We start from the raw sequence: 20,670 nt of genomic DNA, 5'->3' as shown, positions 1-20,670 counted from the left end.
CCACCGTGACACCCTGCGCTCCCTTGGTCTCAAGGGCATCAACACGCAGGTCGTCAAGGAGGACCGCCCCGAGTTCCGCGGCATGGTGCACACCGTCCGCCACCTCGTGACGGTCGAGGAGGTCGACTGATCATGGCGGAGAACAACCCGCTCAAGATCCACAACCTCCGTCCGGCCCCCGGCGCCAAGACCGCCAAGACCCGTGTCGGTCGTGGTGAGGCGTCGAAGGGTAAGACGGCCGGTCGTGGTACCAAGGGTACGAAGGCCCGTTACCAGGTTCCGGAGCGCTTCGAGGGTGGCCAGATGCCCCTCCACATGCGTCTTCCGAAGCTGAAGGGCTTCAAGAACCCGTTCAAGACCGAGTACCAGGTCGTGAACCTCGACAAGCTGGCCAAGCTCTACCCGCAGGGTGGCGAGGTCACGGTCGAGGACCTGGTGGCCAAGGGCGCCGTTCGCAAGAACAGCCTGGTCAAGGTCCTCGGCGAGGGCGACATCTCCGTGGCGGTCGAGGTGAAGGTCGACAAGGCCTCCGCCTCCGCCAAGGAGAAGATCGCTGCCGCCGGCGGCAGCGTCACCGAGCTCGTCTGAACATCACAGGCGTCTCGATGACTTGAGCGATCCCGACCGGGGATACCCCACAAATGGGGTATCCCCGGTTGGTCGTTCCTAGGGCAGTGGTCTCGCCGGTAAGGTGACTGGAACTGCCCACTTTCACGGGTGTCACACATAGGGCACCCTGAGCGGCAGTTGACCGTTACTCATTAAGTCGTCAGTCGAACCTCAAGACCGTCACCCTTGACGCAGTTGCGCGGGGGTCGCAGGAGGCACCGTGCTCACCGCGTTCGCCCGGGCGTTCAAGACGCCCGACCTGCGCAAGAAGCTGCTCTTCACGCTCGCCATCATCGTGGTGTACCGGGTGGGTACGCACATCCCCATCCCGGGCGTGGACTACAAGAGTGTTCAGGAGTGTGTGGACCAGGCGTCCGGCAACCAGGGCCTCTTCGGTCTGGTCAACATGTTCAGCGGCGGCGCCCTGCTGCAGATCACGGTCTTCGCGCTCGGCATCATGCCGTACATCACGGCCAGCATCATTCTTCAGCTGCTGACCGTCGTGATCCCGCGCCTGGAAGCCCTCAAGAAGGAGGGCCAGGCCGGTACGGCGAAGATCACGCAGTACACGCGCTACCTGACCATCGCGCTCGCCATCCTCCAGGGCACCGGCCTCGTCGCCACCGCGCGCAGCGGCGCCCTGTTCTCCGGCTGCACCGTCGCCAGCTCGATCGTGCCGGACCAGGCGATCTTCACCACCATCGTCATGGTCCTCACCATGACCGCCGGTACGGCCGTCGTCATGTGGCTCGGTGAGCTGATCACCGACCGCGGCATCGGCAACGGCATGTCGATCCTGATGTTCATCTCGATCGCCGCCACCTTCCCGTCGGCCCTGTGGGCCATCAAGAAGCAGGGCACCCTGGCGGACGGCTGGATCGAGTTCGGCACGGTCATCGCGGTCGGCCTGGTCATGGTCGCCCTGGTGGTCTTCGTCGAGCAGGCCCAGCGCCGCATCCCTGTGCAGTACGCCAAGCGGATGATCGGCCGCCGATCCTACGGCGGTACGTCGACGTACATCCCGCTCAAGGTGAACCAGGCGGGCGTGATCCCCGTCATCTTCGCGTCGTCGCTGCTGTACATCCCGGCTCTGATCGCCCAGTTCTCCAGCGGAACCTCCGGCTGGAAGACCTGGATCGAGGCGAATCTCGTCAAGGGCGACCACCCGATCTACATCACCATGTACTTCTTGCTCATCGTTTTCTTCGCGTTCTTCTACGTGGCGATCTCCTTCAACCCCGAGGAAGTCGCGGACAACATGAAGAAGTATGGTGGCTTCATCCCGGGCATCCGGGCTGGCCGACCGACCGCTGAGTATCTGAGCTACGTACTCAACCGGATCACCTGGCCGGGTTCGCTGTATCTGGGTCTTATCGCTCTCGTGCCGACGATGGCGTTGGTTGGTTTCGGGGCAAACCAGAACTTCCCGTTCGGCGGTACCAGCATCCTGATCATCGTGGGTGTGGGACTGGAGACGGTGAAGCAGATCGAGAGCCAGCTCCAGCAGCGCAATTACGAAGGGTTCCTCCGCTGATGCGAATCGTCCTCGTCGGGCCGCCGGGTGCCGGAAAGGGAACGCAGGCCACCCGCCTTGCCGAGACGCTGCACATCCCGCACATCTCCACGGGCGACCTGTTCCGCGCCAACATCAGCCAGCAGACGGAGCTGGGCAAGCTCGCGAAGTCCTACATGGACGCGGGGAACCTTGTCCCGGACGAGGTCACCATCGCCATGGCGAAGGACCGGATGGAGCAGCCCGACGCCGAGGGCGGTTTCCTGCTGGACGGCTTCCCGCGCAATGTCTCCCAGGCGGAGGCGCTGGACGAGCTGCTCGAGACCGAGGACATGAAGCTCGACGCGGTGCTGGATCTCGAAGCACCGGAGGAAGAGGTCGTGAAGCGGATCGCCGGCCGGCGGGTCTGCCGCAACGACTCGGCTCACGTCTTCCACGTCACGTACAAGAAGCCGGCGAAGGAAGGCGTCTGCGACGTCTGCGGCGGCGAGCTGTACCAGCGGGACGACGACTCCGAGGAGACGGTCCGCAAGCGGCTTGAGGTCTACCACACGCAGACCGAGCCGATCATCGACTACTACAAGGCGCAGGGGCTCGTCGTGACGATCTCCGCGACCGGCGCGGTCGAGGATGTCACGGGGCGGGCGCTGGACGCGCTGAAGCGCGAGGAGTAGGCCGTACGTCGACCACAGCCGCGGTTCGCTGGGCAGCGGGCCGCGGCTGTGGCGTGCGTCGCCGTATCGTTGACAGTGCCCGTCATCGTTGACAGTGCCCGTCCCTTCCCCTGGTCCGAGAAAGGCCGCAGTTTCCCATGGTGCAGATCAAGAACCCCGAGCAGATCGCCAAGATGCGAGAGGCGGGGCTGGTCGTCGCCGCCATTCACGCGGCCACCCGCGAGGCCGCCGTGCCCGGTGCCTCCACCAAGGACCTGGACCAGGTCGCCCGCAAGGTCCTCGCCGAGCACGACGCCAAGCCGAACTTCCTCGGTTACGGCGGCTTCCCCGCGACGATCTGCACCTCGGTGAACGAGGTCGTCGTCCACGGCATCCCCTCCGACGAGGTCGTGCTGAAGGACGGGGACATCATCTCCATCGACTGCGGCGCGATCATCGACGGCTGGCACGGTGACGCGGCCTACACCGCCTTCGTGGGCTCCGGTCACGCCCCGGAGCTGATCGAGCTCTCCCGGGTCACCGAGGAGTCGATGTGGGCCGGCATCGCCGCCATGAAGCAGGGCAACCGGCTCGTCGACATCTCGCGCGCCGTCGAGACGTACATCCGCCGGCAGCCGAAGCCGGGCGGCGGGAAGTACGGGATCGTCGAGGACTACGGCGGTCACGGCATCGGCACCGAGATGCACATGGACCCGCACCTGCTGAACTACGTCGACCGGCGCCGCGGCAAGGGCCCGAAGCTGGTCCCCGGCTTCTGCCTGGCCATCGAGCCGATGGTGTCGCTCGGCACCCCGAGGACCGCCGTGCTGGAGGACGACTGGACCGTGGTCACCACGGACGGGACCTGGTCCTCGCACTGGGAGCACTCGGTCGCCCTGACCGAGCAGGGGCCGCTGGTGCTGACCGCCCCCGACGGCGGCAAGGCGAAACTGGCCGAGCTGGGGATCACCGCCGCGCCGGACCCGCTCGCCTAGTCCGATTGCATAGTGATCTCCGGTCTGGGGCAGACTTCCTCGTTTCGTCTTTTCGGGTGTGCTGACGTAGACTGACTCGTCGGCTCTCGTGCACCCGCATGTCCGCATGCGTCGTTTATCGAGCACGGGAGTCGATCAAGGTAGTCGATTCGAAGGGCGAAGCGTGGCCAAGAAGCAGGGTGCCATCGAGATCGAGGGCACTGTCGTCGAGTCTCTGCCGAACGCCATGTTCAAGGTTGAGCTCCAGAACGGCCACCAGGTCCTGGCACACATCAGCGGCAAGATGCGTATGCACTACATCCGCATCCTCCCTGACGACCGGGTCGTGGTGGAGCTGTCTCCGTACGACCTGACGCGTGGCCGGATCGTCTACCGGTACAAGTAGATCTTGCCCACGTCCCGCGCGGCTGCCGCGCGGGTCCGCCGGCAACTGACCCGGAGAACCTCACACCCATGAAGGTCAAGCCGAGCGTCAAGAAGATCTGCGACAAGTGCAGGGTGATCCGCCGTCACGGTCGGGTCATGGTCATCTGCGACAACCCGCGCCACAAGCAGCGCCAGGGCTGACGCACGACCGACCGCACCCTCTGCATCTTCATCGCAGGGATTCGCGCGACGCGAGCTGAATATGTTCATACGCAGCGCCCAGGTACGTGAGTGCCTGACACCCCCGGTTCGGAGGCCGGGGACTCGGTCCGTACCTGGTACGGCGGACCGGGAGCCGGTGTTGTGGAAGACCTCCGAAGATCACCAGGAGCCATTGAATGGCACGCGTTTCCGGTGTTGACATCCCGCGCGAAAAGCGCGTGGAGATCGCCCTCACCTACGTGTTCGGCATCGGCCGGACCCTCTCGCAGCAGACGCTGGCCGCCACCGGTGTAGACCCGAACACCCGTGTTCGGGACCTCTCCGAGGAGCAGCTCGTCGCGATCCGCGAGTACGTCGACAACAACATCAAGACCGAGGGTGACCTCCGTCGCGAGATCCAGGCCGACATCCGCCGCAAGGTCGAGATCGGTACCTACCAGGGTCTGCGGCACCGCCGCGGTCTGCCCGTCCGCGGTCAGCGCACCAGCACCAACGCTCGTACCCGCAAGGGCCCGCGTCGCGCCATCGCCGGCAAGAAGAAGCCGGGCAAGAAGTAGTCCTCAGCGGACAACGCTTCACCAGCGGTCTTCGCTGTAGGACCGACCACCTCCCCGTAGGAGTTACAGATGCCCCCCAAGGGTCGTCAGGGCGCTGCCAAGAAGGTGCGCCGCAAGGAAAAGAAGAACGTCGCTCACGGCCACGCGCACATCAAGAGCACGTTCAACAACACGATCGTGTCCATCACGGACCCGACCGGCAACGTGATCTCCTGGGCCTCCGCCGGCCACGTCGGCTTCAAGGGCTCCCGGAAGTCCACGCCGTTCGCCGCGCAGATGGCCGCCGAGTCGGCCGCCCGTCGCGCGCAGGAGCACGGCATGCGCAAGGTCGACGTGTTCGTGAAGGGTCCGGGCTCCGGTCGCGAGACCGCGATCCGCTCCCTCCAGGCCACCGGCCTTGAGGTCGGTTCGATCCAGGACGTCACGCCGACCCCGCACAACGGCTGCCGTCCGCCGAAGCGCCGTCGCGTCTGAGTCGCTTCTGTTCGTGGGTCCCGGGCGGTACGGCTCTTTCGGGTCGTGCCGCCCGTACCCTTGCAGTACTGAGTCGGGCGTCAAATAGCGGGCGCCCCTGACTGAAGGAACACACATGCTGATCGCTCAGCGTCCCTCGTTGACCGAAGAGGTCGTCGACGAGTTCCGCTCCCGGTTCGTCATCGAGCCGCTGGAGCCGGGCTTCGGCTACACCCTCGGCAACTCCCTCCGCCGGACCCTCCTGTCCTCGATCCCGGGTGCGGCGGTCACGTCCATCCGCATCGACGGCGTGCTGCACGAGTTCACCACCGTGCCGGGCGTCAAGGAGGACGTCACCGACCTGATCCTCAACATCAAGCAGCTGGTCGTCTCCTCGGAGCACGACGAGCCGGTCGTGATGTACCTGCGCAAGCAGGGTCCGGGTCTGGTCACCGCCGCCGACATCGCGCCCCCGGCCGGTGTCGAGGTGCACAACCCCGACCTCGTCCTCGCCACGCTCAACGGCAAGGGCAAGCTGGAGATGGAGCTGACCGTCGAGCGCGGCCGCGGCTACGTCTCCGCCGTCCAGAACAAGCAGGTCGGTCAGGAGATCGGGCGCATCCCGGTCGACTCGATCTACTCGCCGGTCCTGAAGGTCACGTACAAGGTCGAGGCCACGCGTGTCGAGCAGCGCACCGACTTCGACAAGCTGATCGTCGACGTCGAGACCAAGCAGGCGATGCGTCCCCGTGACGCCATGGCCTCCGCCGGCAAGACGCTGGTCGAGCTGTTCGGTCTCGCCCGCGAGCTGAACATCGACGCCGAGGGCATCGACATGGGTCCGTCCCCGACGGACGCCGCGCTCGCCGCCGATCTGGCGCTGCCGATCGAGGAGCTGGAGCTCACCGTTCGGTCGTACAACTGCCTCAAGCGCGAGGGCATCCACTCCGTGGGTGAGCTCGTGGCCCGCTCCGAGGCGGACCTGCTCGACATCCGTAACTTCGGTGCGAAGTCGATCGACGAGGTCAAGGCGAAGCTGGCCGGCATGGGCCTGGCCCTGAAGGACTCGCCTCCCGGGTTCGACCCGACCGCCGCCGCCGACGCGTTCGGCGCGGACGACGACGCGGATGCCGGGTTCGTGGAGACCGAGCAGTACTGATCGGTTCTTCGGCTGCGGGGCCGTTGTGGCTGGTCGCGCAGTTCCCCGCGCCCCTTACGGGGCCCGGACCCTCCGGGGCGTTCGAAAGGCGCCCCGGATCTCCGACAGGCGGCCGCCTGCTCGGATACTGACCCTGGTACCTGACACGGCCGGGGCAGACACCTAGGAGAAGAAATGCCGAAGCCCACCAAGGGTGCCCGTCTGGGCGGCAGCGCCGCGCACGAGAAGCTGCTCCTCGCGAACCTCGCGAAGTCGCTCTTCGAGCACGGCAAGATCACGACGACCGAGGCGAAGGCCCGCCGCCTGCGGCCGTACGCCGAGCGTCTGGTCACCAAGGCGAAGAAGGGCGACCTTCACAACCGCCGTCAGGTGCTCCAGGTCATCACGGACAAGAGCATCGTCCACACGCTCTTCACCGAGATCGGCCCGCGCTACGAGAACCGCCCGGGTGGTTACACCCGTATCACCAAGATCGGTAACCGCCGAGGCGACAACGCGCCCATGGCCGTCATCGAGCTGGTCGAGGCGCTGACCGTCGCGCAGGAGGCCACGGGCGAGGCCGAGGCCGCGACCAAGCGTGCCGCCAAGGACACCGAGGCCGCTCCGGCCGCCGCGGAGACCAAGGACGAGGCCGCCGAGGCCCCGGCCGAGGAGTCCAAGGACGCCTGAGGCTCCGCCTCGAAGTGAACGGGTCCGTCCCCTCGGGGGCGGGCCCGTTCCGCGTTCCTGAAAGGATCAGGGAGTGAGCGACGAAGTACAGCCCGGATTCGTGCGGGTGCGGTTGGATCTCTCGTACGACGGGAGCGACTTCTCCGGGTGGGCCAAGCAGGCCGGCGGGCGGCGGACCGTTCAGGGGGAGATCGAGGACGCGCTGCGGACCGTGACGCGGTCCGGGGAGACGACGTACGAGCTGACCGTGGCGGGGCGGACCGACGCGGGGGTGCACGCGCGGGGGCAGGTGGCCCATGTCGACCTGCCGGAGGCGGTCTGGGGCGAGCACCGGGAGAAACTGTTGAAGCGGCTGGCCGGGCGGCTGCCGAAGGATGTGCGGGTCTGGCGGGCGGAGGAAGCGCCGGCAGGGTTCAACGCGCGGTTCGCCGCACTCTGGCGGCGTTACGTCTACCGGGTCGGTGACCGGCCCGGCGGCGTCGACCCACTGCTGCGCGGCCATGTGCTCTGGCACGACTGGGAACTGGACGTCGCGGCGATGGACGCGGCCGCCGGGTCCCTGGTCGGCGAGCACGACTTCGCCGCGTACGCCAAGAAGCGCGAGGGGGCGTCCACCGTCCGGGAGATCCTCGGCTTCGGGGTGCGCAGGACCGCCGACGGCGTCGTCGAGATCGAGGTCCGCGCCGACGCCTTCTGCCACAACCAGGTGCGGTCCATGGTCGGCGCGCTGCTCTTCGTGGGCGACGGGCACCGCGGGGTGGAGTGGCCGCGCAAGGTGCTGGACGCGGGGGTGCGGGACAGCGCCGTCCATGTCGTACGGCCGCACGGGCTGACCCTCGAAGAGGTCGCCTACCCGGCGGCCGGGCTGCTGGCCGAGCGGCAGCGGCAGGCGCGGCGGGTGCGGGGGCAGGTGCACTGAAGGGGGCCGCGCTCGCGGCCCCCTCCGCCTCCGGAAAGGTCGGTCCCGCGGGACTACTGGGACGCGGGACTACTGGGACGCGGCCGACGCCTGTGCCTGGCCTCGGCGGTCGATCTGGTTGAACGCGAAGCGGGCCAGGTCGTCGCCGGTGCGGAAGACGTCCGTGTCCTTCTCCGTCACGTCCTTGTCACCCGTGAAGCCGGCGACGGTGAAGTAGGCGTAGCGGCCGTAGGAGTTGCTCGTCGTGCGGCAGACGGCGCCGGTGCAGAACGACTTCACGCCGCCGCCCGACAGCGACCGGACGCTGCTCTTCTCGTCCACCTGCGACCTGGCCTTCGTCGCCTGCGCCGCGGTGTCGAAGACGGCCACGCCGACCGTCACCGCGATGTCGTCCTTGGTGTAGGTGACGCGCATCAGCCGCGTGCAGTCGTTGTTCTTCAGGACCGTGGGGAGCGTGCGCTGCGTGGCCGAGGCGCAGTCCCGGGTGTCGGCCGTCGGGCCCTTCTTGTAGACCGTGTCGCCCACGGTCAGCTGCGTGCCGGGGAAGAGGGTCTCCGGGCCGAGCGTGGCCGTGTCCTTCTTCGCGCTCGACACGAAGTCCTTCGGGTCCAGTGGCGGCGGCGCGCTGGTCGGCGCGAACGACGGGGCCGAGGCCGAGGCGGACGGGATGTCGGCGGTCGACGGCAGCCGGGACGAAGGCGAGTCCGACGCCTGGCCCGATCCGCCCGCCGAGGCCACGGCCACGGCGACGGCGGTCGCGACCGCAACGGTGGCCACGGCCCCGCCGCCGATGAACAGCAGCCTGCGGCGCTTGGCGCGCGCCTCGGACGCCTCGGCGAGCGCCGCCCAGTCCGGGGTGTCTCCGCCGCTGCCGCCGTTCCACGGTTGCTGCTGCTGCGGTTGCTGCTGGGATTGCGGTGTCCAGGGATCCCACTGGGACTCGGGTCCCCCCTGCCCAAAGCTCATGGGGCGCATCTTAGACGGGACAAGGGGTGTGCTGGTCCGTGTCCACAGGGACCGCAGCGCCTAGCGTTCCGTGCATGCGGACGGGCAAAGGAGATAAAGGGGATATCCGTGGGTGGTTGTTGCGGCCCGCCGGGTGGCAGGCGTGGGCGGTGCTCGCGGCGGTGCTGGGTGCCCTCGTGGCCCGGACCGCGCGCGTGACCTCGGACGGAGGCATGGACAACGCCATCGTCGTACGGGCCGCCCGGACCTGGCTGGCCGGCGGCGACCCCTATGACGACCCTCACTTCCTCTATTTCCCGAGCGCCGTCCTGGCCGCCGTCCCGCAGGCGCTGCTGCCCGGGGCGGTGCTCCGCGTCGCGGTGCCGCTCGCGGTTGCCGGACTGCTGGCCGCGGGCTGGTGGTGCGCGCTGCGGCTGCACGGGGCGCCGGGCACCAGCCGGCTGGCCGTACTGGGGCTGACCGGGCTCGCGGCGGGCTTCGCGCCCTTCGGGCACCTGGTGCGGCTCGGCAACTGGACAGTCACCGCGGCCCTCGCCCTCCCGCTCTGCCTGCTGCTCGCGCACCGGAGCAGATGGGTCGCCGCGGGCGCGGTGCTCGGCGCCGCGGTGGCGCTGAAGCCGCTGCTCGCGCCGGCCGCCCTGCTCTTCGTGCTGGCCGGGCGGTGGCGGGCGCTCGCGGCGGCGCTCCTGGTGCCCGCGCTGGCGTCCGGCGCCGCCGCCCTGCTCATGCCCGACCCGGCCGGGTTCTTCACCCGCACCCTGCCCTTTCTGCTCGGCGGCGACGACGGCTTCGTACGGCTCTACGAGGCGTCCCCGGCGGCCGTCCTGCCGCGCCTCGGCGTGCCCGGCCCGCTCGCCGAGGGCCTCGCCGTCCTCGCGGCGGGCGCCGGCGTGCTCGCCGCGTGGTGGCGCTGGCGCCGCGCGGACCCCGGCCCCGCCCGCCTCGCCGAGACCGCCGCCGGGCTGATGCTCTCCGCGTTCCTCGTCTCCCGCCCCTCCTACGACCACTACCTGCTGGTCGTCGTGCCGCTGCTGCTCGCCGGGGTGCTCCACGAGGGTGCCCTCGCCCAGCGGCCCTGGTTCTGGACGGCACTGGTGCCGCAGCTGCCCGGGGTGGAGTGGCCGGGTCTTGAGGCGGCCGGCCGCCGGGCGTTCAAGGACGCGTTCACGCTGGGTGTGCTGGCGGTCACGGTCGCGGTCCACGCGCGGGGGCCGGTGGCCGCCGTGGACCGGCGGGGCGCCGCGACGCGCGCCGGCGCGCGTACCCTGGAGGTGGACAGCGGGTCCGGGTGATCCCTCGTTTTGACCCTTCTGGGGGTGCCCCGGTATCCTGCTTCTTCGTTGTGTATTGGCTTGGCTCTTCTCACGGAACGGGCCCTTACACCGGTCCACCGGGCCGATGACCAGCGACCCCACGTACGCGGTATGCGTCGCCGCAGTGAGGTCCAGGCTGTCGTGATCGCTTCGGTGACCTTGTCAGGACCATTCACTCGAAGCGAAGGCTACGAACCGTGCGTACGTACAGCCCCAAGCCCGGCGATGTGACGCGCCAGTGGCACGTCATCGACGCTCAGGACGTCGTCCTGGGCCGTCTGGCCTCCACTGCGGCCTCCATCCTGCGTGGCAAGCACAAGGCGATCTACGCGCCTCACGTCGACACCGGTGACTTCGTCATCATCATCAACGCCGACAAGGTGCACCTCTCCGGCAACAAGCGGACCCAGAAGATGGCGTACCGCCACTCCGGCTACCCGGGCGGTCTGCGCTCCGTCCGCTACGACGAGCTGCTCGACAAGAACCCCGAGAAGGCCATCGAGAAGGCCGTCAAGGGCATGCTCCCCAAGAACACGCTGGGCCGTCAGATGCTCTCGAAGCTGAAGGTCTACAAGGGTGACCAGCACCCGCACGGCGCGCAGCAGCCGCAGCCGTTCGAGATCACCCAGGTCGCGCAGTAAGTCCGGCCACCCCCTAAGACTGAACAGAATCTGAGGAGAATCGTGGCCGAGACCACTGCCGAGCAGCCGCTCGAAGAGCTTGACATCGACAGCTACACCACCGAGTCCGAGGTCCCCGTCGAGGGCGAGTACACCTCCGAGTCGATGGCCTCCCGCTTCGGCGAGCCCCAGCCGGCCGCCGGCCTGGGCCGCCGCAAGAACGCCATCGCCCGTGTCCGGATCGTTCCGGGCACCGGCAAGTGGAAGATCAACGGTCGCACCCTTGAGGACTACTTCCCCAACAAGGTGCACCAGCAGGAAGTCAACGAGCCCTTCAAGGTGCTCGAGCTGGACGACCGCTACGACGTCATCGCCCGCATCGCCGGCGGCGGCGTCTCCGGCCAGGCCGGTGCCCTCCGTCTCGGTGTCGCCCGCGCGCTGAACGAGGCCGACGTCGACAACAACCGCGGCCCGCTGAAGAAGGCCGGCTTCCTCAAGCGCGACGACCGTGCGGTCGAGCGCAAGAAGGCCGGTCTGAAGAAGGCCCGCAAGGCGCCGCAGTACAGCAAGCGCTAAGCCTCACGGACGCGCTGCGCGTACTCCGAACGCCCCGGCGGCACGCCACCTGTGCCGCCGGGGCGTTCGTTTATCCCCAGCCAGAGGCGTATAACGGCACAAGACGCTCAAAGGCTTGTGTGATCGGATGACAGTGCATGTCGGTGCGGCGACACGATCGGTGCGCTTCGGCAGTCGACGCTTCGGCAACTCGACGCTTCGGCAATTGACGCTTCCTCAGGAGGACAAGTGGGACGACTCTTCGGCACGGACGGCGTGCGCGGTGTCGCCAACGCGGACCTGACGGCGGAGATGGCCCTCGGCCTCTCCGTCGCCGCGGCGCACGTGCTGGCCGAGTCGGGCACGTTCGAGGGGCATCGGCCGAGCGCCGTGGTCGGTCGTGATCCGCGGGCGTCCGGGGAGTTTCTGGAGGCCGCCGTGGTCGCGGGCCTGGCCAGCGCCGGCGTGGACGTGCTGCGGGTCGGCGTGCTGCCCACCCCCGCGGTCGCCCACCTGACCGGCGCGCTCGGCGCCGACCTCGGCGTCATGCTCTCCGCGAGCCACAACGCCATGCCCGACAACGGCATCAAGTTCTTCGCCCGCGGCGGCCACAAGCTCGCCGACGAGCTGGAGGACCGTATCGAGTCCGTCTACGAGGAGCACCGCACCGGCGCGCCCTGGGACCGCCCGACCGGCTCCGGCGTCGGCCGGGTGCGGGAGTACAAGGAAGGGCTCGACCAGTACGTCGCCCACCTCGTCGGCGTCCTCCCGAACCGGCTCGACGGGCTGAGGATCGTCCTCGACGAGGCACACGGCGCGGCCGCCCGGGTCTCGCCCGAGGCGTTCGCGCGGGCCGGCGCCGACATCGTCACCATCGGTGCCGAACCGGACGGCCTCAACATCAACGACGGCTGCGGCTCCACCCACCTCGGCAAGCTGAAGGCCGCCGTCGTCGAGCACGGCGCCGACCTCGGCATCGCGCACGACGGCGACGCCGACCGGTGCCTCGCCGTGGACCACACCGGCGAGGAGGTCGACGGCGACCAGATCCTCGCCGTCCTCGCGCTGGCGATGCGGGAGCGGTCCGCGCTGCGCTCGGACACCGTCGTCGCCACCGTCATGTCCAACCTGGGCTTCAAGCTGGCCATGGAGCGCGAGGGCATCCGGCTCGTGCAGACCGCGGTCGGCGACCGGTACGTCCTGGAGGAGATGAAGCAGCACGGGTTCGCGCTCGGCGGCGAGCAGTCCGGGCACGTGATCGTGCTGGACCACGCCACCACCGGGGACGGCACGCTGACCGGGCTGCTGCTGGCGGCACGGGTCGCCCAGTCCGGCCGTACGCTGCGGGAGCTGGCCTCCGTGATGGAGCGGCTGCCGCAGGTGCTGGTCAATGTGCCCGACGTGGACAAGTCCCGGGTGAGGACGTCGGCGGAGCTGGCGACGGCCGTCTCCGAGGCGGAGCGGGAACTCGGCGCGACCGGGCGGGTGTTGCTGCGTCCCTCGGGCACGGAGCCGTTGGTCCGGGTGATGGTGGAGGCCGCCGACATCGAGCAGGCGCGTGCTGTCGCGGGGCGGTTGGCCGACTCTGTGAAGTCGGCGTTGGGATAGGCGTTGCCGGAGGGGGGTGCGTCTTCGGCCGCGGGCTCACCGTGGCTGATCGCGCCCACGCGGCGGAGCCGCATATCGACACAGCCCCGCGCCCCTATCGGGGGCGCGCCCTTTTCCGGCGTTTCATTGTCGCCCACAGGCTCTTCTGGATGAGCAGGGTCAAGGTGCCGGCGACGACGATGCCCGCCAGGTTCAGCAGCAGCTGTTCCGTCGAGCGCCAGGTCTGGTGGGTGTCGCCGTAGGTCAGGGCCACGGCCGCGTTCGCGGCGGCCGGGACCGTGGTGACCGAGATGGCGACGCCCACCAGGGCGCCGGACTTCGCCGAGGTCAGGGAGAGCATCCCGGCCGCGCCCGCCAGGACCGCGACGACGAACGAGAACCAGTCCGGGGCGTAGACGAACCCGGTGTTGGGCCTCTCGCCGTCCAGCTTCGCCTCGCTGAACAGGCCCACGGCGTCCATGAAGACGCTGAAGGCCGCGGTCACCGCCATGGCGACCGCGAACCCCGCCAGCAGGGCGGTCGCCGACCGCAGCGCCAGCCGCGGGGCGCGCTGGACGGCGGCCGTGCACATGCCGGCCAGCGGGCCGAACTCCGGGCCCACCGCCATCGCGCCCACGATCAGGATCGCGTTGTCCAGGACCACACCGCAGGCCGCGATCATCGTGGCGAGCGTGATGAAGGCGACGTAGGTGACCGAGAGGGTCGACTCCTCGTGGGTGGCCTCCTCCAACTGCTCCCACAGGACCGCGTCCGCCGCCTCGCCGGGGGCCTCCCGCTCCGCGCGGTCGGCGTACTCGGAGAGCGAGAGGTCGATGTCCTCGGCGGTGATGGCGCCGTCGCGCTCCAGGCCCAGCTCCCGCAGACCGCCGATCAGCTCGTCGCCCGCCTCGCGCGCCACGTCGCACAGCACGACGTCCCCGGCGGGGGAGCGGGCGGCCCCGGGCAGCACGACCAGGTGGGCGGTGCCGACGTGGGTGTCGAGGAGACGGACCACCTCGTCGGTGCGGTCGGGCGGGGTGATCAGACGCAAGTGCAGCATGGCGCCCATTGAACCGTCACGCGGCCCCCCGGACGGTCACAGTTTGCGCAGTCGCAGCCGCTGCACCTTGTGGTCCGGGCCCTTGCGGAGGATCAGGGTGGCGCGGCCCCGGGTCGGGGCGACGTTCTCCACGAGGTTCGGCTTGTTGATGGTGCGCCAGGTGGTGCGGGCGTAGTCGAGGGCCTCCTCCTCCGGCACCTGGGTGTACTTGCGGAAGTACGAGGACGGGTTCTGGAACGCCGTCGCGCGGAGCTTGCGGAAGCGGTCGAGGTACCAGTTCTCGATGTCCTCGGTCCGGGCGTCCACGTACACGCTGAAGTCGAAGTAGTCGGCGAGTCCGACCCTGGTGCGGCCGTCCTTGCCGGGCAGGGCGGGCTGGAGGACGTTGAGGCCCTCCACGATGAGGATGTCCGGGCGGCGGACGGTCAGCTTCTCGCCGGGGACGATGTCGTAGATCAGGTGGGAGTAGACGGGGGCGGTGACCTCGTCCTTGCCGGCCTTGATGTCGGCGACGAAGCGGGTCAGGGCCCGGCGGTCGTAGGACTCCGGGAAGCCCTTGCGCGACATCATGCCGCGGGCCTGGAGCTCGCTCGTCGGCAGCAGGAAGCCGTCGGTGGTGACCAGCTCGACGCGCGGGTGCTCGGGCCAGCGGGAGAGCAACGCCCGGAGCAGGCGGGCGACGGTGGACTTGCCGACCGCCACCGAACCGGCGACGCCTATGACGAAGGGGGTGCCGGACTGCGAGCCCTGTTCGCCGAGGAAGGTGTTGAGCGCGGAGCGCAGGCCGTCGGTGGCGCCGACGTAGAGATTGAGCAGGCGGGAGAGCGGGAGGTAGATGTCCCGCACCTCGTCGAGGTCGATGACGTCGCCGAGGCCGCGCAGCTTCTCGACCTCGTCGGCGGTGAGCGGCAGCGGCGTCTTCTCGCGCAGCGCGCTCCACTCGGCGCGGGTGAGATCGACGTAGGGAGTCGCCTCCGGCCTGTGCCGGTGGGCGCTCCGGGGGGCCGAGGGGGCCGTCCAGGGGACCGGAGAAATCACAGTCCATTGTTAACGGAGTTTGAACAGGACGCGGGGTGGGGTGGGTCACGTGGCGTTGGGTGGGGTGGGTCACGTGGCGTTCATGACCTCGTGGCACCGGTGGTAATTTCCGATTTCGGGCACAGAGTGACAGGACGGTGCTGGAGAGTGACCGTAGTCTGCTGTTCATGTGCGGAATCGTGGGATACGTGGGGTCGCAGTCGGCACTCGACGTGGTGCTGGCCGGACTGAAGAGGCTGGAGTACCGGGGGTACGACTCGGCCGGTGTCGCCGTGCTCGCCGACGGCGGGCTCGCCCCCGCCAAGCGCGCGGGCAAGCTCGTCAACCTCGACAAGGAGCTGGCCGAGCACCCGTTGCCGGCCGGGACCACCGGCATCGGCCACACCCGCTGGGCCACGCACGGCGGGCCCACCGACGCCAACGCCCATCCGCACCTCGACAACGCGGGCCGGGTCGCCGTCGTGCACAACGGCATCATCGAGAACTTCGCCGAGCTGCGGGCCGAGCTGGCCGGACGCGGGCACGAACTCCGCTCCGAGACGGACACCGAGGTCGTCGCCCACCTGCTCGCCGAGGAGTACTCCTCCTGTGCCGACCTCGCCGAGGCGATGCGGCTCGTGTGCCGGCGGCTCCAGGGCGCGTTCACGCTGGTCGCGGTGGTCGCCGACGATCCGGACGTGGTGGTCGGCGCCCGCCGCAACTCGCCGCTCGTCGTCGGGGTGGGCGAGGGCGAGTCCTTCCTCGCCTCGGACGTCGCCGCGTTCATCGCGCACACCCGGCAGGCCCTCGAACTGGGCCAGGACCAGGTCGTGGAGTTGCGCCGGGACGGCGTCACGGTCACCGGCTTCGACGGCCGTCCGGCCGACGTCCGCGCCTTCCACGTCGACTGGGACGCCTCCGCCGCCGAGAAGGGCGGCTACGCCTCCTTCATGCTCAAGGAGATCGCCGAGCAGCCGAAGGCCGTCGCCGACACCCTGCTGGGCCGCATCGACGGCAGCGGCTCCCTCACCCTGGACGAGGTGCGCATCCCCGCCGGGGTCCTGCGTGAGATCGACAAGGTCGTCATCGTCGCGTGCGGTACGGCCTTCCACGCCGGGCTGATCGCCAAGTACGCCATCGAGCACTGGACGCGCGTCCCCTGCGAGGTGGAGCTGGCCAGCGAGTTCCGCTACCGCGACCCCATCCTCGACCCGCGGACGCTGGTCGTCGCGATCTCCCAGTCCGGGGAGACCATGGACACGCTGATGGCGGTGCGGCACGCCCGTGAACAGGGCTCCAGGGTGCTGGCCATCTGCAACACCAACGGCTCCACCATCCCCCGCGAGTCCGACGCCGTGCTCTACACGCACGCCGGGCCGGAGATCGCCGTCGCCTCGACCAAGGCGTTCCTGACCCAGCTCGTCGCCTGCTACCTGGTCGCCCTCTACCTGGGCCAGGTCCGCGGCACGCAGTTCGGCGACGAGATCCGCGCGGTCGTGCGGGACCTCGCGGGCATCTCCGGCGCGGTCGAGCGGATCCTGACGACCATGGAGCCGGTACGGGAACTGGCGCGGTCCCTGGCCGGTAAGGACACGGTGCTGTTCCTGGGCCGGCACGTGGGCTACCCCGTCGCCCTGGAGGGCGCCCTCAAGCTCAAGGAACTGGCCTACATGCACGCCGAGGGGTTCGCGGCGGGCGAGCTGAAGCACGGGCCGATCGCGCTGATCGAGGAGGACGTGCCGGTCGTCGTGGTCGTCCCGTCACCGGGCGGCCGTTCCGTCCTCCACGACAAGATCGTCTCCAACATCCAGGAGATCCGGGCGCGCGGTGCCCGCACGGTGGTCATCGCCGAGGAGGGCGACGAGGAGGTCGCCCCCTACGCCGACCACCTCATCCGCGTCCCCGCCGTCCCGACGATCCTCCAGCCCCTGGTCGCGACGGTGCCGCTGCAGGTCTTCGCCTGCGAGCTGGCGACGGCGCGGGGCAACGAGGTGGATCAGCCCCGGAACCTGGCGAAGTCGGTGACGGTGGAGTGAGGGTCGCGCAGGGCGCCGATGAAGGGGGCGAAGGCGGTGGAGGGGAAGGTGAGGACGGCTCCGGCGGGGACCTTCGAGTCGCGTATGGAGATGTGGGTGGGGGAGTCGGCTATCTCTACGCAGGAATTGCCGTCGCCGGCGCCCGAGTACGAGGACTTGCGCCAGTTGTGAGGGGTGATCACGAGGTACTCACGCTTCCGTGGCCAGGCGGTGAATGAGGTCGCGCGAACATGTGGGGTCCAGCGACGCGGCTTCCAGTCTATGGAGAAGGGTCCGGTAGACGCTCAGCTGAGCTTCGGAATCGATGACCACCGTGGCGTGGGGCGCGTCGCCGACGGCGGTGTCGAGCTTGGGCACGGCTCCTCCCGCCAGCATCAGGGGTGTCCAGGACCCGCCGAAACCCTCCAGATCGAAGGGGATGACCCGTACCGTGACGTGCCCGGCCTCTGAGCGTTCGAGGAGTTCGGTCAGTTGCGCTCGCAGCGTGGCGCGGCCACTGACCTGGATGCGCAGGGCCGCCTCGTGGATGATCGCGCGGTAGGGCTTGGGGGCGTCGCCGTCGAAGACGACTTTCCGTTGCATCCGGTGGCGGACCCGCAGTTCGAGGTCTTCATCGGGGAGTCCGGGGATTCTGTCGCTGTAGATGGCGCGAGCGTAATCTTCGGTCTGAAGGGGACCGGGGATGTACAAGAACTGGACTTCTTGTAGGTACGTGGCGTGGTGCTCCAGCTCCGCGAGGTCCAGGAACGGCGTGGGCAGTAGCCCTCGGTACTCCTCCCACCAGCCGCGTGTTCGATCGGTTGCCATGGCGACCAGGGCGTCGATGAGTGGTTGGTCGGTGCATGAGTAATTGCCCGCCAGGCGGCGCAGGCGCTTTTCGCTGACTCCGGCGATGCCCATCTCGATCTGGCTGATCTGGGCGGAACTGACTCCCAGTAGCGTCGCGGCCTCGCGGGTCGTCAGTTCTGCGGCGTCGCGGAGTCTGCGTAGTTCCTTCGCCAGGCGTGTCTGACGTGCCGTGGGTTCGCGTCGCAGCGCCATGTGCCGTTCCTTTCAACGCGCCGTGACGCGTGACTCGTTCGGGGTCACATTACGCGAGCCACTTGCAGAACTTAATCGGTTAGACCTAGCTTCAGTGATGCAGCGCACACTCTGTGTATCGCCCGCGTGCCGGAAGTGCACCGCTTCGCCCTGCTTTCATGGCTGCGGCATCGACACCGGTCACGCTCCCTAACCCCGTCCAGCCGCCTGGAGTTGCCGCATGCCCGAAAACGAACCGTGGGAGTACTCCCTCCACATCCCGAACGACGTCCGCGCCGTCACCGTCTGCCGCCGCACGCTGCGGCTCATCCTCACGATGCACGGCCTGATCGGCCACGTCGATCTGGCCGAACTGCTCGCCACGGAACTGGTGTCGAACGCCGTACGGCACACCAAGGGGCCCGCCGCGCTGAGAGTGCGCTGGTCCGGCGACGGTGTACTCCGCATCGGCGCCTGGGACGCGGACCCCTCGCCGCCGGAGCCTCCCGCTCCCCTCACCCGTGGGGTCGACGCCGAGGACGGCCGGGGGCTGGCCCTGGTGCGGGCCTGCGCCGACGTCTGGGGCTGGCAGCCGCTCGCGCGGGAGGGCGATCGAGGGAAGTACGTGTGGTGCGAACTCGGCGCCTCGGAGTGGGTGGCGTGAACGATTTTTCGCAGCTCGAAAGAGTGAACGTACTCCGTGTGGCGCAATATCCGCCACGTTCGTGAAATAGGTTGCACGCATGGTCACATCGACTCACGAGACCTCACACCGGATTTTTCAGGATCATCCGGAGGTTCTCGTCCCCATCTTCGAGGCGTTGGGCATGTCGCCGCCGGCCAAGGCGGACATCGAGCTCATGACACCCGACGCCACGGAGCTGAAACCGCTGGAACGCCGTGTGGACACGGTGTTGAAGGTCGAGCCGTCGGAGGGAGACGCCTTTCTCCTCGCCATCGAGGCGCAGACCCGCAAGGCATCGGACAAGGCGGTCAACTGGCCCTACTACGTAGCGGACTTGCGTGCGAAGTTCGGTCTGCCCGTGCTGCTCGTCGCGGTCTGTCGCAACAAGTCCACGGCCGACTGGGCGGTGGGACCCTTCGAGTGCAGGGTCGGCCCCTGGGCATCCCAGGTCACCCGTCCGTTCGTACTCGGTCCGGACAGTGTTCCGGAGATCACTGATGAAGCGACCGTGGCGCGGGAGCCGGCGCTCGCGACGTTCTCCGCCATCGTGCACAGCGAGAATCCAGGCATCGACGCCATACTGGAACTGCTGGCCCGAGCGATGCGGTCGTTCGACAAACCCACCGCCAAATACTGGGCGGAATCGCTGGAAGTGGGCCTGAGGGACACCCCGGCCCGGGAAACGTGGAGGGAGCTGGAGAAGATGGTTATTACTTATTTCCCGGGTCACGGGACGGTCTTCGAGGAGGCGTATTACGACGGGAAGGCCAAGGGCGAGGCCGAGGGCAAGGCCAAGGGCAAGGCCGAGGGCGAGGCCAAGGGAACGGCGAAGAGTGTGCTGCGCTTGCTGCAAGTGCGCGGCCTCACCGTCTCCGACGAAGTACGCGACCGCGTCACCGCCTGCACAGACATCGACCGTCTCGACACCTGGCTCGACCGGGCCGTGACAGCCGAACGGGCGGAGGACCTCTTCGACGGAGAGGCGGAGGAGGGCGCCCCGTAAGGTGCCCGCATGAGCATCATCGGGGTCGGCATCGACGTGGCCGAGATCGCGCGGTTCGGGGCGTCGCTGGAGCGTACGCCCGCGCTCGCCCAGCGCCTGTTCCTGGAGAGCGAGCTGCGGCTGCCCGGTGGGGAGCGGCGCGGCGTCGCCTCCCTCGCCGCCCGGTTCGCGGCGAAGGAGGCGCTGGCCAAGGCGCTGGGCGCGCCCGCCGGGCTGCTCTGGACCGATGCCGAGGTCTGGGTCGAGGACAGCGGACGGCCCCGCCTGCGGGTCACGGGAACGGTCGCGGCCCGCGCCGCCGAACTGGGCGTCGCCTCCTGGCACGTGTCCCTCAGCCACGACGCCGGGGTGGCGTCGGCCGTGGTGATCGCGGAGGGCTGACCCCGCGGCGGGGTGGCATCACCCCCGCTACCGGGAAGACTCGACGGCATGCGTACTGCGTACAGCGTGGAGACGGTCAGGACGGCGGAGCGCGAGGCCATGGCGCGGCTCCCCGAAGGTGCCCTGATGCAACGGGCGGCGGCCGGACTCGCCGCCGCGTGCGCCGGGCTGCTCGGGCGGAGGGCCGGCCGGGTGTACGGCAGCCGGGTCGTGCTGCTCATCGGCAGCGGGGACAACGGCGGCGACGCCCTGTACGCCGGGGCGCGGCTCGCCCGGCGGGGCGCCGGGGTGACCGCCGTACTGCTCGCGCCG

General features: G+C 69.1%; 26 protein-coding genes. 21 read left to right on the top strand and 5 right to left on the bottom strand.

Annotated features, from left to right (window positions below; all coding sequences use genetic code 11):
* The 12 genes from rpmD to truA all read left to right on the top strand — a co-directional run.
* On the top strand, positions 1-130 hold a 130-nt coding region (gene rpmD / locus UW392_RS47625), incomplete at its 5' end, for a 50S ribosomal protein L30 (protein WP_320781605.1).
* Positions 131-132: 2 nt separating this feature from the next.
* Positions 133-588 (top strand): 50S ribosomal protein L15, encoded by a 456-nt coding sequence (rplO, locus tag UW392_RS47620; RefSeq protein WP_320781602.1) that lies wholly within the window; start codon positions 133-135, stop codon positions 586-588.
* A gap of 241 nt (positions 589-829) precedes the next feature.
* Positions 830-2,143: a preprotein translocase subunit SecY gene (gene secY / locus UW392_RS47615; protein WP_320781601.1), complete on the top strand. Its 1,314-nt coding sequence runs from the start codon at positions 830-832 to the stop codon at positions 2,141-2,143.
* Entirely contained in the window at positions 2,143-2,796 is a 654-nt protein-coding gene (locus UW392_RS47610; RefSeq protein WP_320781600.1) for an adenylate kinase, read from the top strand. Before secY ends, UW392_RS47610 begins: the two co-directional genes overlap by 1 nt.
* Positions 2,797-2,933: 137 nt before the next feature.
* Positions 2,934-3,770, top strand: coding sequence for a type I methionyl aminopeptidase (gene map, locus UW392_RS47605; RefSeq protein WP_320781599.1), 837 nt, complete (start codon positions 2,934-2,936; stop codon positions 3,768-3,770).
* A 163-nt stretch (positions 3,771-3,933) separates the two neighbouring features.
* A complete protein-coding gene (gene infA, locus UW392_RS47600; protein ID WP_003948620.1) occupies positions 3,934-4,155 on the top strand; it encodes a translation initiation factor IF-1 in 222 nt (73 codons plus the stop codon).
* A gap of 68 nt (positions 4,156-4,223) precedes the next feature.
* Positions 4,224-4,337: a 50S ribosomal protein L36 gene (gene rpmJ / locus UW392_RS47595; protein ID WP_003974245.1), complete on the top strand. Its 114-nt coding sequence runs from the start codon at positions 4,224-4,226 to the stop codon at positions 4,335-4,337.
* 197 nt (positions 4,338-4,534) lie between these two features.
* Complete coding sequence (gene rpsM / locus UW392_RS47590) at positions 4,535-4,915, top strand: 30S ribosomal protein S13 (RefSeq protein WP_004984507.1); 381 nt, start codon at positions 4,535-4,537, stop codon at positions 4,913-4,915.
* 69 nt (positions 4,916-4,984) lie between these two features.
* Complete coding sequence (gene rpsK, locus UW392_RS47585; RefSeq protein ID WP_003948617.1) at positions 4,985-5,389, top strand: 30S ribosomal protein S11; 405 nt, start codon at positions 4,985-4,987, stop codon at positions 5,387-5,389.
* Between the two features lie 115 nt (positions 5,390-5,504).
* Positions 5,505-6,527: a DNA-directed RNA polymerase subunit alpha gene (locus UW392_RS47580; RefSeq protein WP_003966937.1), complete on the top strand. Its 1,023-nt coding sequence runs from the start codon at positions 5,505-5,507 to the stop codon at positions 6,525-6,527.
* 174 nt (positions 6,528-6,701) lie between these two features.
* Entirely contained in the window at positions 6,702-7,196 is a 495-nt protein-coding gene (rplQ, locus tag UW392_RS47575) for a 50S ribosomal protein L17 (RefSeq protein WP_320781598.1), read from the top strand.
* Between the two features lie 73 nt (positions 7,197-7,269).
* Entirely contained in the window at positions 7,270-8,115 is an 846-nt protein-coding gene (truA, locus tag UW392_RS47570; RefSeq protein ID WP_320781597.1) for a tRNA pseudouridine(38-40) synthase TruA, read from the top strand.
* A gap of 69 nt (positions 8,116-8,184) precedes the next feature.
* Here truA and UW392_RS47565 read toward each other — a convergent pair whose 3' ends face one another.
* The gene (locus tag UW392_RS47565; RefSeq protein WP_320781596.1) at positions 8,185-9,081 is read right to left on the bottom strand and encodes a hypothetical protein; all 897 of its coding nucleotides are present in this window, start codon (positions 9,079-9,081) and stop codon (positions 8,185-8,187) included.
* Between the two features lie 74 nt (positions 9,082-9,155).
* Here UW392_RS47565 and UW392_RS47560 point away from each other — a divergent pair, with 74 nt between their 5' ends.
* The 4 genes from UW392_RS47560 to glmM all read left to right on the top strand — a co-directional run bounded on the left by UW392_RS47560 (position 9,156) and on the right by glmM (position 13,177).
* Positions 9,156-10,373 carry a glycosyltransferase 87 family protein gene (locus UW392_RS47560; protein ID WP_414497499.1) on the top strand — a complete coding sequence of 406 codons (1,218 nt, stop codon included), beginning with the start codon at positions 9,156-9,158 and terminating at the stop codon, positions 10,371-10,373.
* Positions 10,374-10,591: 218 nt separating this feature from the next.
* Positions 10,592-11,035 carry a 50S ribosomal protein L13 gene (gene rplM, locus UW392_RS47555; protein ID WP_055718822.1) on the top strand — a complete coding sequence of 148 codons (444 nt, stop codon included), beginning with the start codon at positions 10,592-10,594 and terminating at the stop codon, positions 11,033-11,035.
* 42 nt (positions 11,036-11,077) lie between these two features.
* Complete coding sequence (rpsI, locus tag UW392_RS47550; RefSeq protein ID WP_320781595.1) at positions 11,078-11,590, top strand: 30S ribosomal protein S9; 513 nt, start codon at positions 11,078-11,080, stop codon at positions 11,588-11,590.
* A gap of 228 nt (positions 11,591-11,818) precedes the next feature.
* A complete protein-coding gene (glmM, locus tag UW392_RS47545) occupies positions 11,819-13,177 on the top strand; it encodes a phosphoglucosamine mutase (RefSeq protein WP_320781594.1) in 1,359 nt (452 codons plus the stop codon).
* 94 nt (positions 13,178-13,271) lie between these two features.
* Here glmM and UW392_RS47540 read toward each other — a convergent pair whose 3' ends face one another.
* Together UW392_RS47540 and coaA are read right to left on the bottom strand one after the other, a co-directional pair.
* Positions 13,272-14,216 carry a DUF389 domain-containing protein gene (locus UW392_RS47540; RefSeq protein ID WP_320781593.1) on the bottom strand — a complete coding sequence of 315 codons (945 nt, stop codon included), beginning with the start codon at positions 14,214-14,216 and terminating at the stop codon, positions 13,272-13,274.
* 36 nt (positions 14,217-14,252) lie between these two features.
* Positions 14,253-15,251 carry a type I pantothenate kinase gene (coaA, locus tag UW392_RS47535; protein WP_320781603.1) on the bottom strand — a complete coding sequence of 333 codons (999 nt, stop codon included), beginning with the start codon at positions 15,249-15,251 and terminating at the stop codon, positions 14,253-14,255.
* Positions 15,252-15,421: 170 nt separating this feature from the next.
* Between coaA and glmS the strand changes: the two genes are divergently transcribed.
* A complete protein-coding gene (glmS, locus tag UW392_RS47530; protein WP_320781592.1) occupies positions 15,422-17,269 on the top strand; it encodes a glutamine--fructose-6-phosphate transaminase (isomerizing) in 1,848 nt (615 codons plus the stop codon).
* Here the strand turns inward: glmS and UW392_RS47525 are convergent.
* Positions 17,230-17,451, bottom strand: coding sequence for a DUF397 domain-containing protein (locus UW392_RS47525; RefSeq protein WP_320781591.1), 222 nt, complete (start codon positions 17,449-17,451; stop codon positions 17,230-17,232). The genes glmS and UW392_RS47525 overlap by 40 nt on opposite strands.
* A 7-nt stretch (positions 17,452-17,458) precedes the next feature.
* On the bottom strand, positions 17,459-18,310 hold the full coding sequence (locus UW392_RS47520) for a helix-turn-helix transcriptional regulator (RefSeq protein WP_320781590.1): 852 nt from the start codon (positions 18,308-18,310) through the stop codon (positions 17,459-17,461).
* Between the two features lie 220 nt (positions 18,311-18,530).
* Between UW392_RS47520 and UW392_RS47515 the strand changes: the two genes are divergently transcribed.
* The 4 genes from UW392_RS47515 to UW392_RS47500 form a co-directional block, all read left to right on the top strand.
* Positions 18,531-18,953, top strand: a complete 423-nt coding sequence (locus tag UW392_RS47515) for an ATP-binding protein (RefSeq protein WP_320781589.1) — start codon at positions 18,531-18,533, stop codon at positions 18,951-18,953.
* Positions 18,954-19,032: 79 nt separating this feature from the next.
* Complete coding sequence (locus UW392_RS47510) at positions 19,033-19,977, top strand: hypothetical protein (RefSeq protein ID WP_320781588.1); 945 nt, start codon at positions 19,033-19,035, stop codon at positions 19,975-19,977.
* A gap of 9 nt (positions 19,978-19,986) precedes the next feature.
* Positions 19,987-20,358 (top strand): holo-ACP synthase, encoded by a 372-nt coding sequence (locus UW392_RS47505; RefSeq protein ID WP_320781587.1) that lies wholly within the window; start codon positions 19,987-19,989, stop codon positions 20,356-20,358.
* 48 nt (positions 20,359-20,406) lie between these two features.
* On the top strand, positions 20,407-20,670 hold a 264-nt coding region (locus UW392_RS47500), incomplete at its 3' end, for an NAD(P)H-hydrate epimerase (RefSeq protein WP_320781586.1).

It is taken from the genome of Streptomyces sp. CRN 30, from assembly GCF_034105845.1.
Note: the sequence above shows the minus strand (reverse complement) of the source record. Positions and strands in the feature narration are given on the sequence as shown.

Excerpts from the sequence above, each read along its gene's own strand:
- rplO (WP_320781602.1), top strand. The coding sequence starts at position 133 with ATGGCGGAGAACAACCCGCTCAAGATCCACAACCTCCGTCCGGCCCCC.
- UW392_RS47610 (WP_320781600.1), top strand. The coding sequence starts at position 2,143 with ATGCGAATCGTCCTCGTCGGGCCGCCGGGTGCCGGAAAGGGAACGCAG.
- map (WP_320781599.1), top strand. The coding sequence starts at position 2,934 with ATGGTGCAGATCAAGAACCCCGAGCAGATCGCCAAGATGCGAGAGGCG.
- rpmJ (WP_003974245.1), top strand. The coding sequence starts at position 4,224 with ATGAAGGTCAAGCCGAGCGTCAAGAAGATCTGCGACAAGTGCAGGGTG.
- rpsM (WP_004984507.1), top strand. The coding sequence starts at position 4,535 with ATGGCACGCGTTTCCGGTGTTGACATCCCGCGCGAAAAGCGCGTGGAG.
- rpsK (WP_003948617.1), top strand. The coding sequence starts at position 4,985 with ATGCCCCCCAAGGGTCGTCAGGGCGCTGCCAAGAAGGTGCGCCGCAAG.
- UW392_RS47580 (WP_003966937.1), top strand. The coding sequence starts at position 5,505 with ATGCTGATCGCTCAGCGTCCCTCGTTGACCGAAGAGGTCGTCGACGAG.
- rplQ (WP_320781598.1), top strand. The coding sequence starts at position 6,702 with ATGCCGAAGCCCACCAAGGGTGCCCGTCTGGGCGGCAGCGCCGCGCAC.
- UW392_RS47565 (WP_320781596.1), bottom strand. The coding sequence starts at position 9,081 with ATGAGCTTTGGGCAGGGGGGACCCGAGTCCCAGTGGGATCCCTGGACA.
- UW392_RS47560 (WP_414497499.1), top strand. The coding sequence starts at position 9,156 with ATGCGGACGGGCAAAGGAGATAAAGGGGATATCCGTGGGTGGTTGTTG.
- UW392_RS47540 (WP_320781593.1), bottom strand. The coding sequence starts at position 14,216 with ATGCTGCACTTGCGTCTGATCACCCCGCCCGACCGCACCGACGAGGTG.
- glmS (WP_320781592.1), top strand. The coding sequence starts at position 15,422 with ATGTGCGGAATCGTGGGATACGTGGGGTCGCAGTCGGCACTCGACGTG.
- UW392_RS47520 (WP_320781590.1), bottom strand. The coding sequence starts at position 18,310 with ATGGCGCTGCGACGCGAACCCACGGCACGTCAGACACGCCTGGCGAAG.
- UW392_RS47515 (WP_320781589.1), top strand. The coding sequence starts at position 18,531 with ATGCCCGAAAACGAACCGTGGGAGTACTCCCTCCACATCCCGAACGAC.
- UW392_RS47510 (WP_320781588.1), top strand. The coding sequence starts at position 19,033 with ATGGTCACATCGACTCACGAGACCTCACACCGGATTTTTCAGGATCAT.
- UW392_RS47505 (WP_320781587.1), top strand. The coding sequence starts at position 19,987 with ATGAGCATCATCGGGGTCGGCATCGACGTGGCCGAGATCGCGCGGTTC.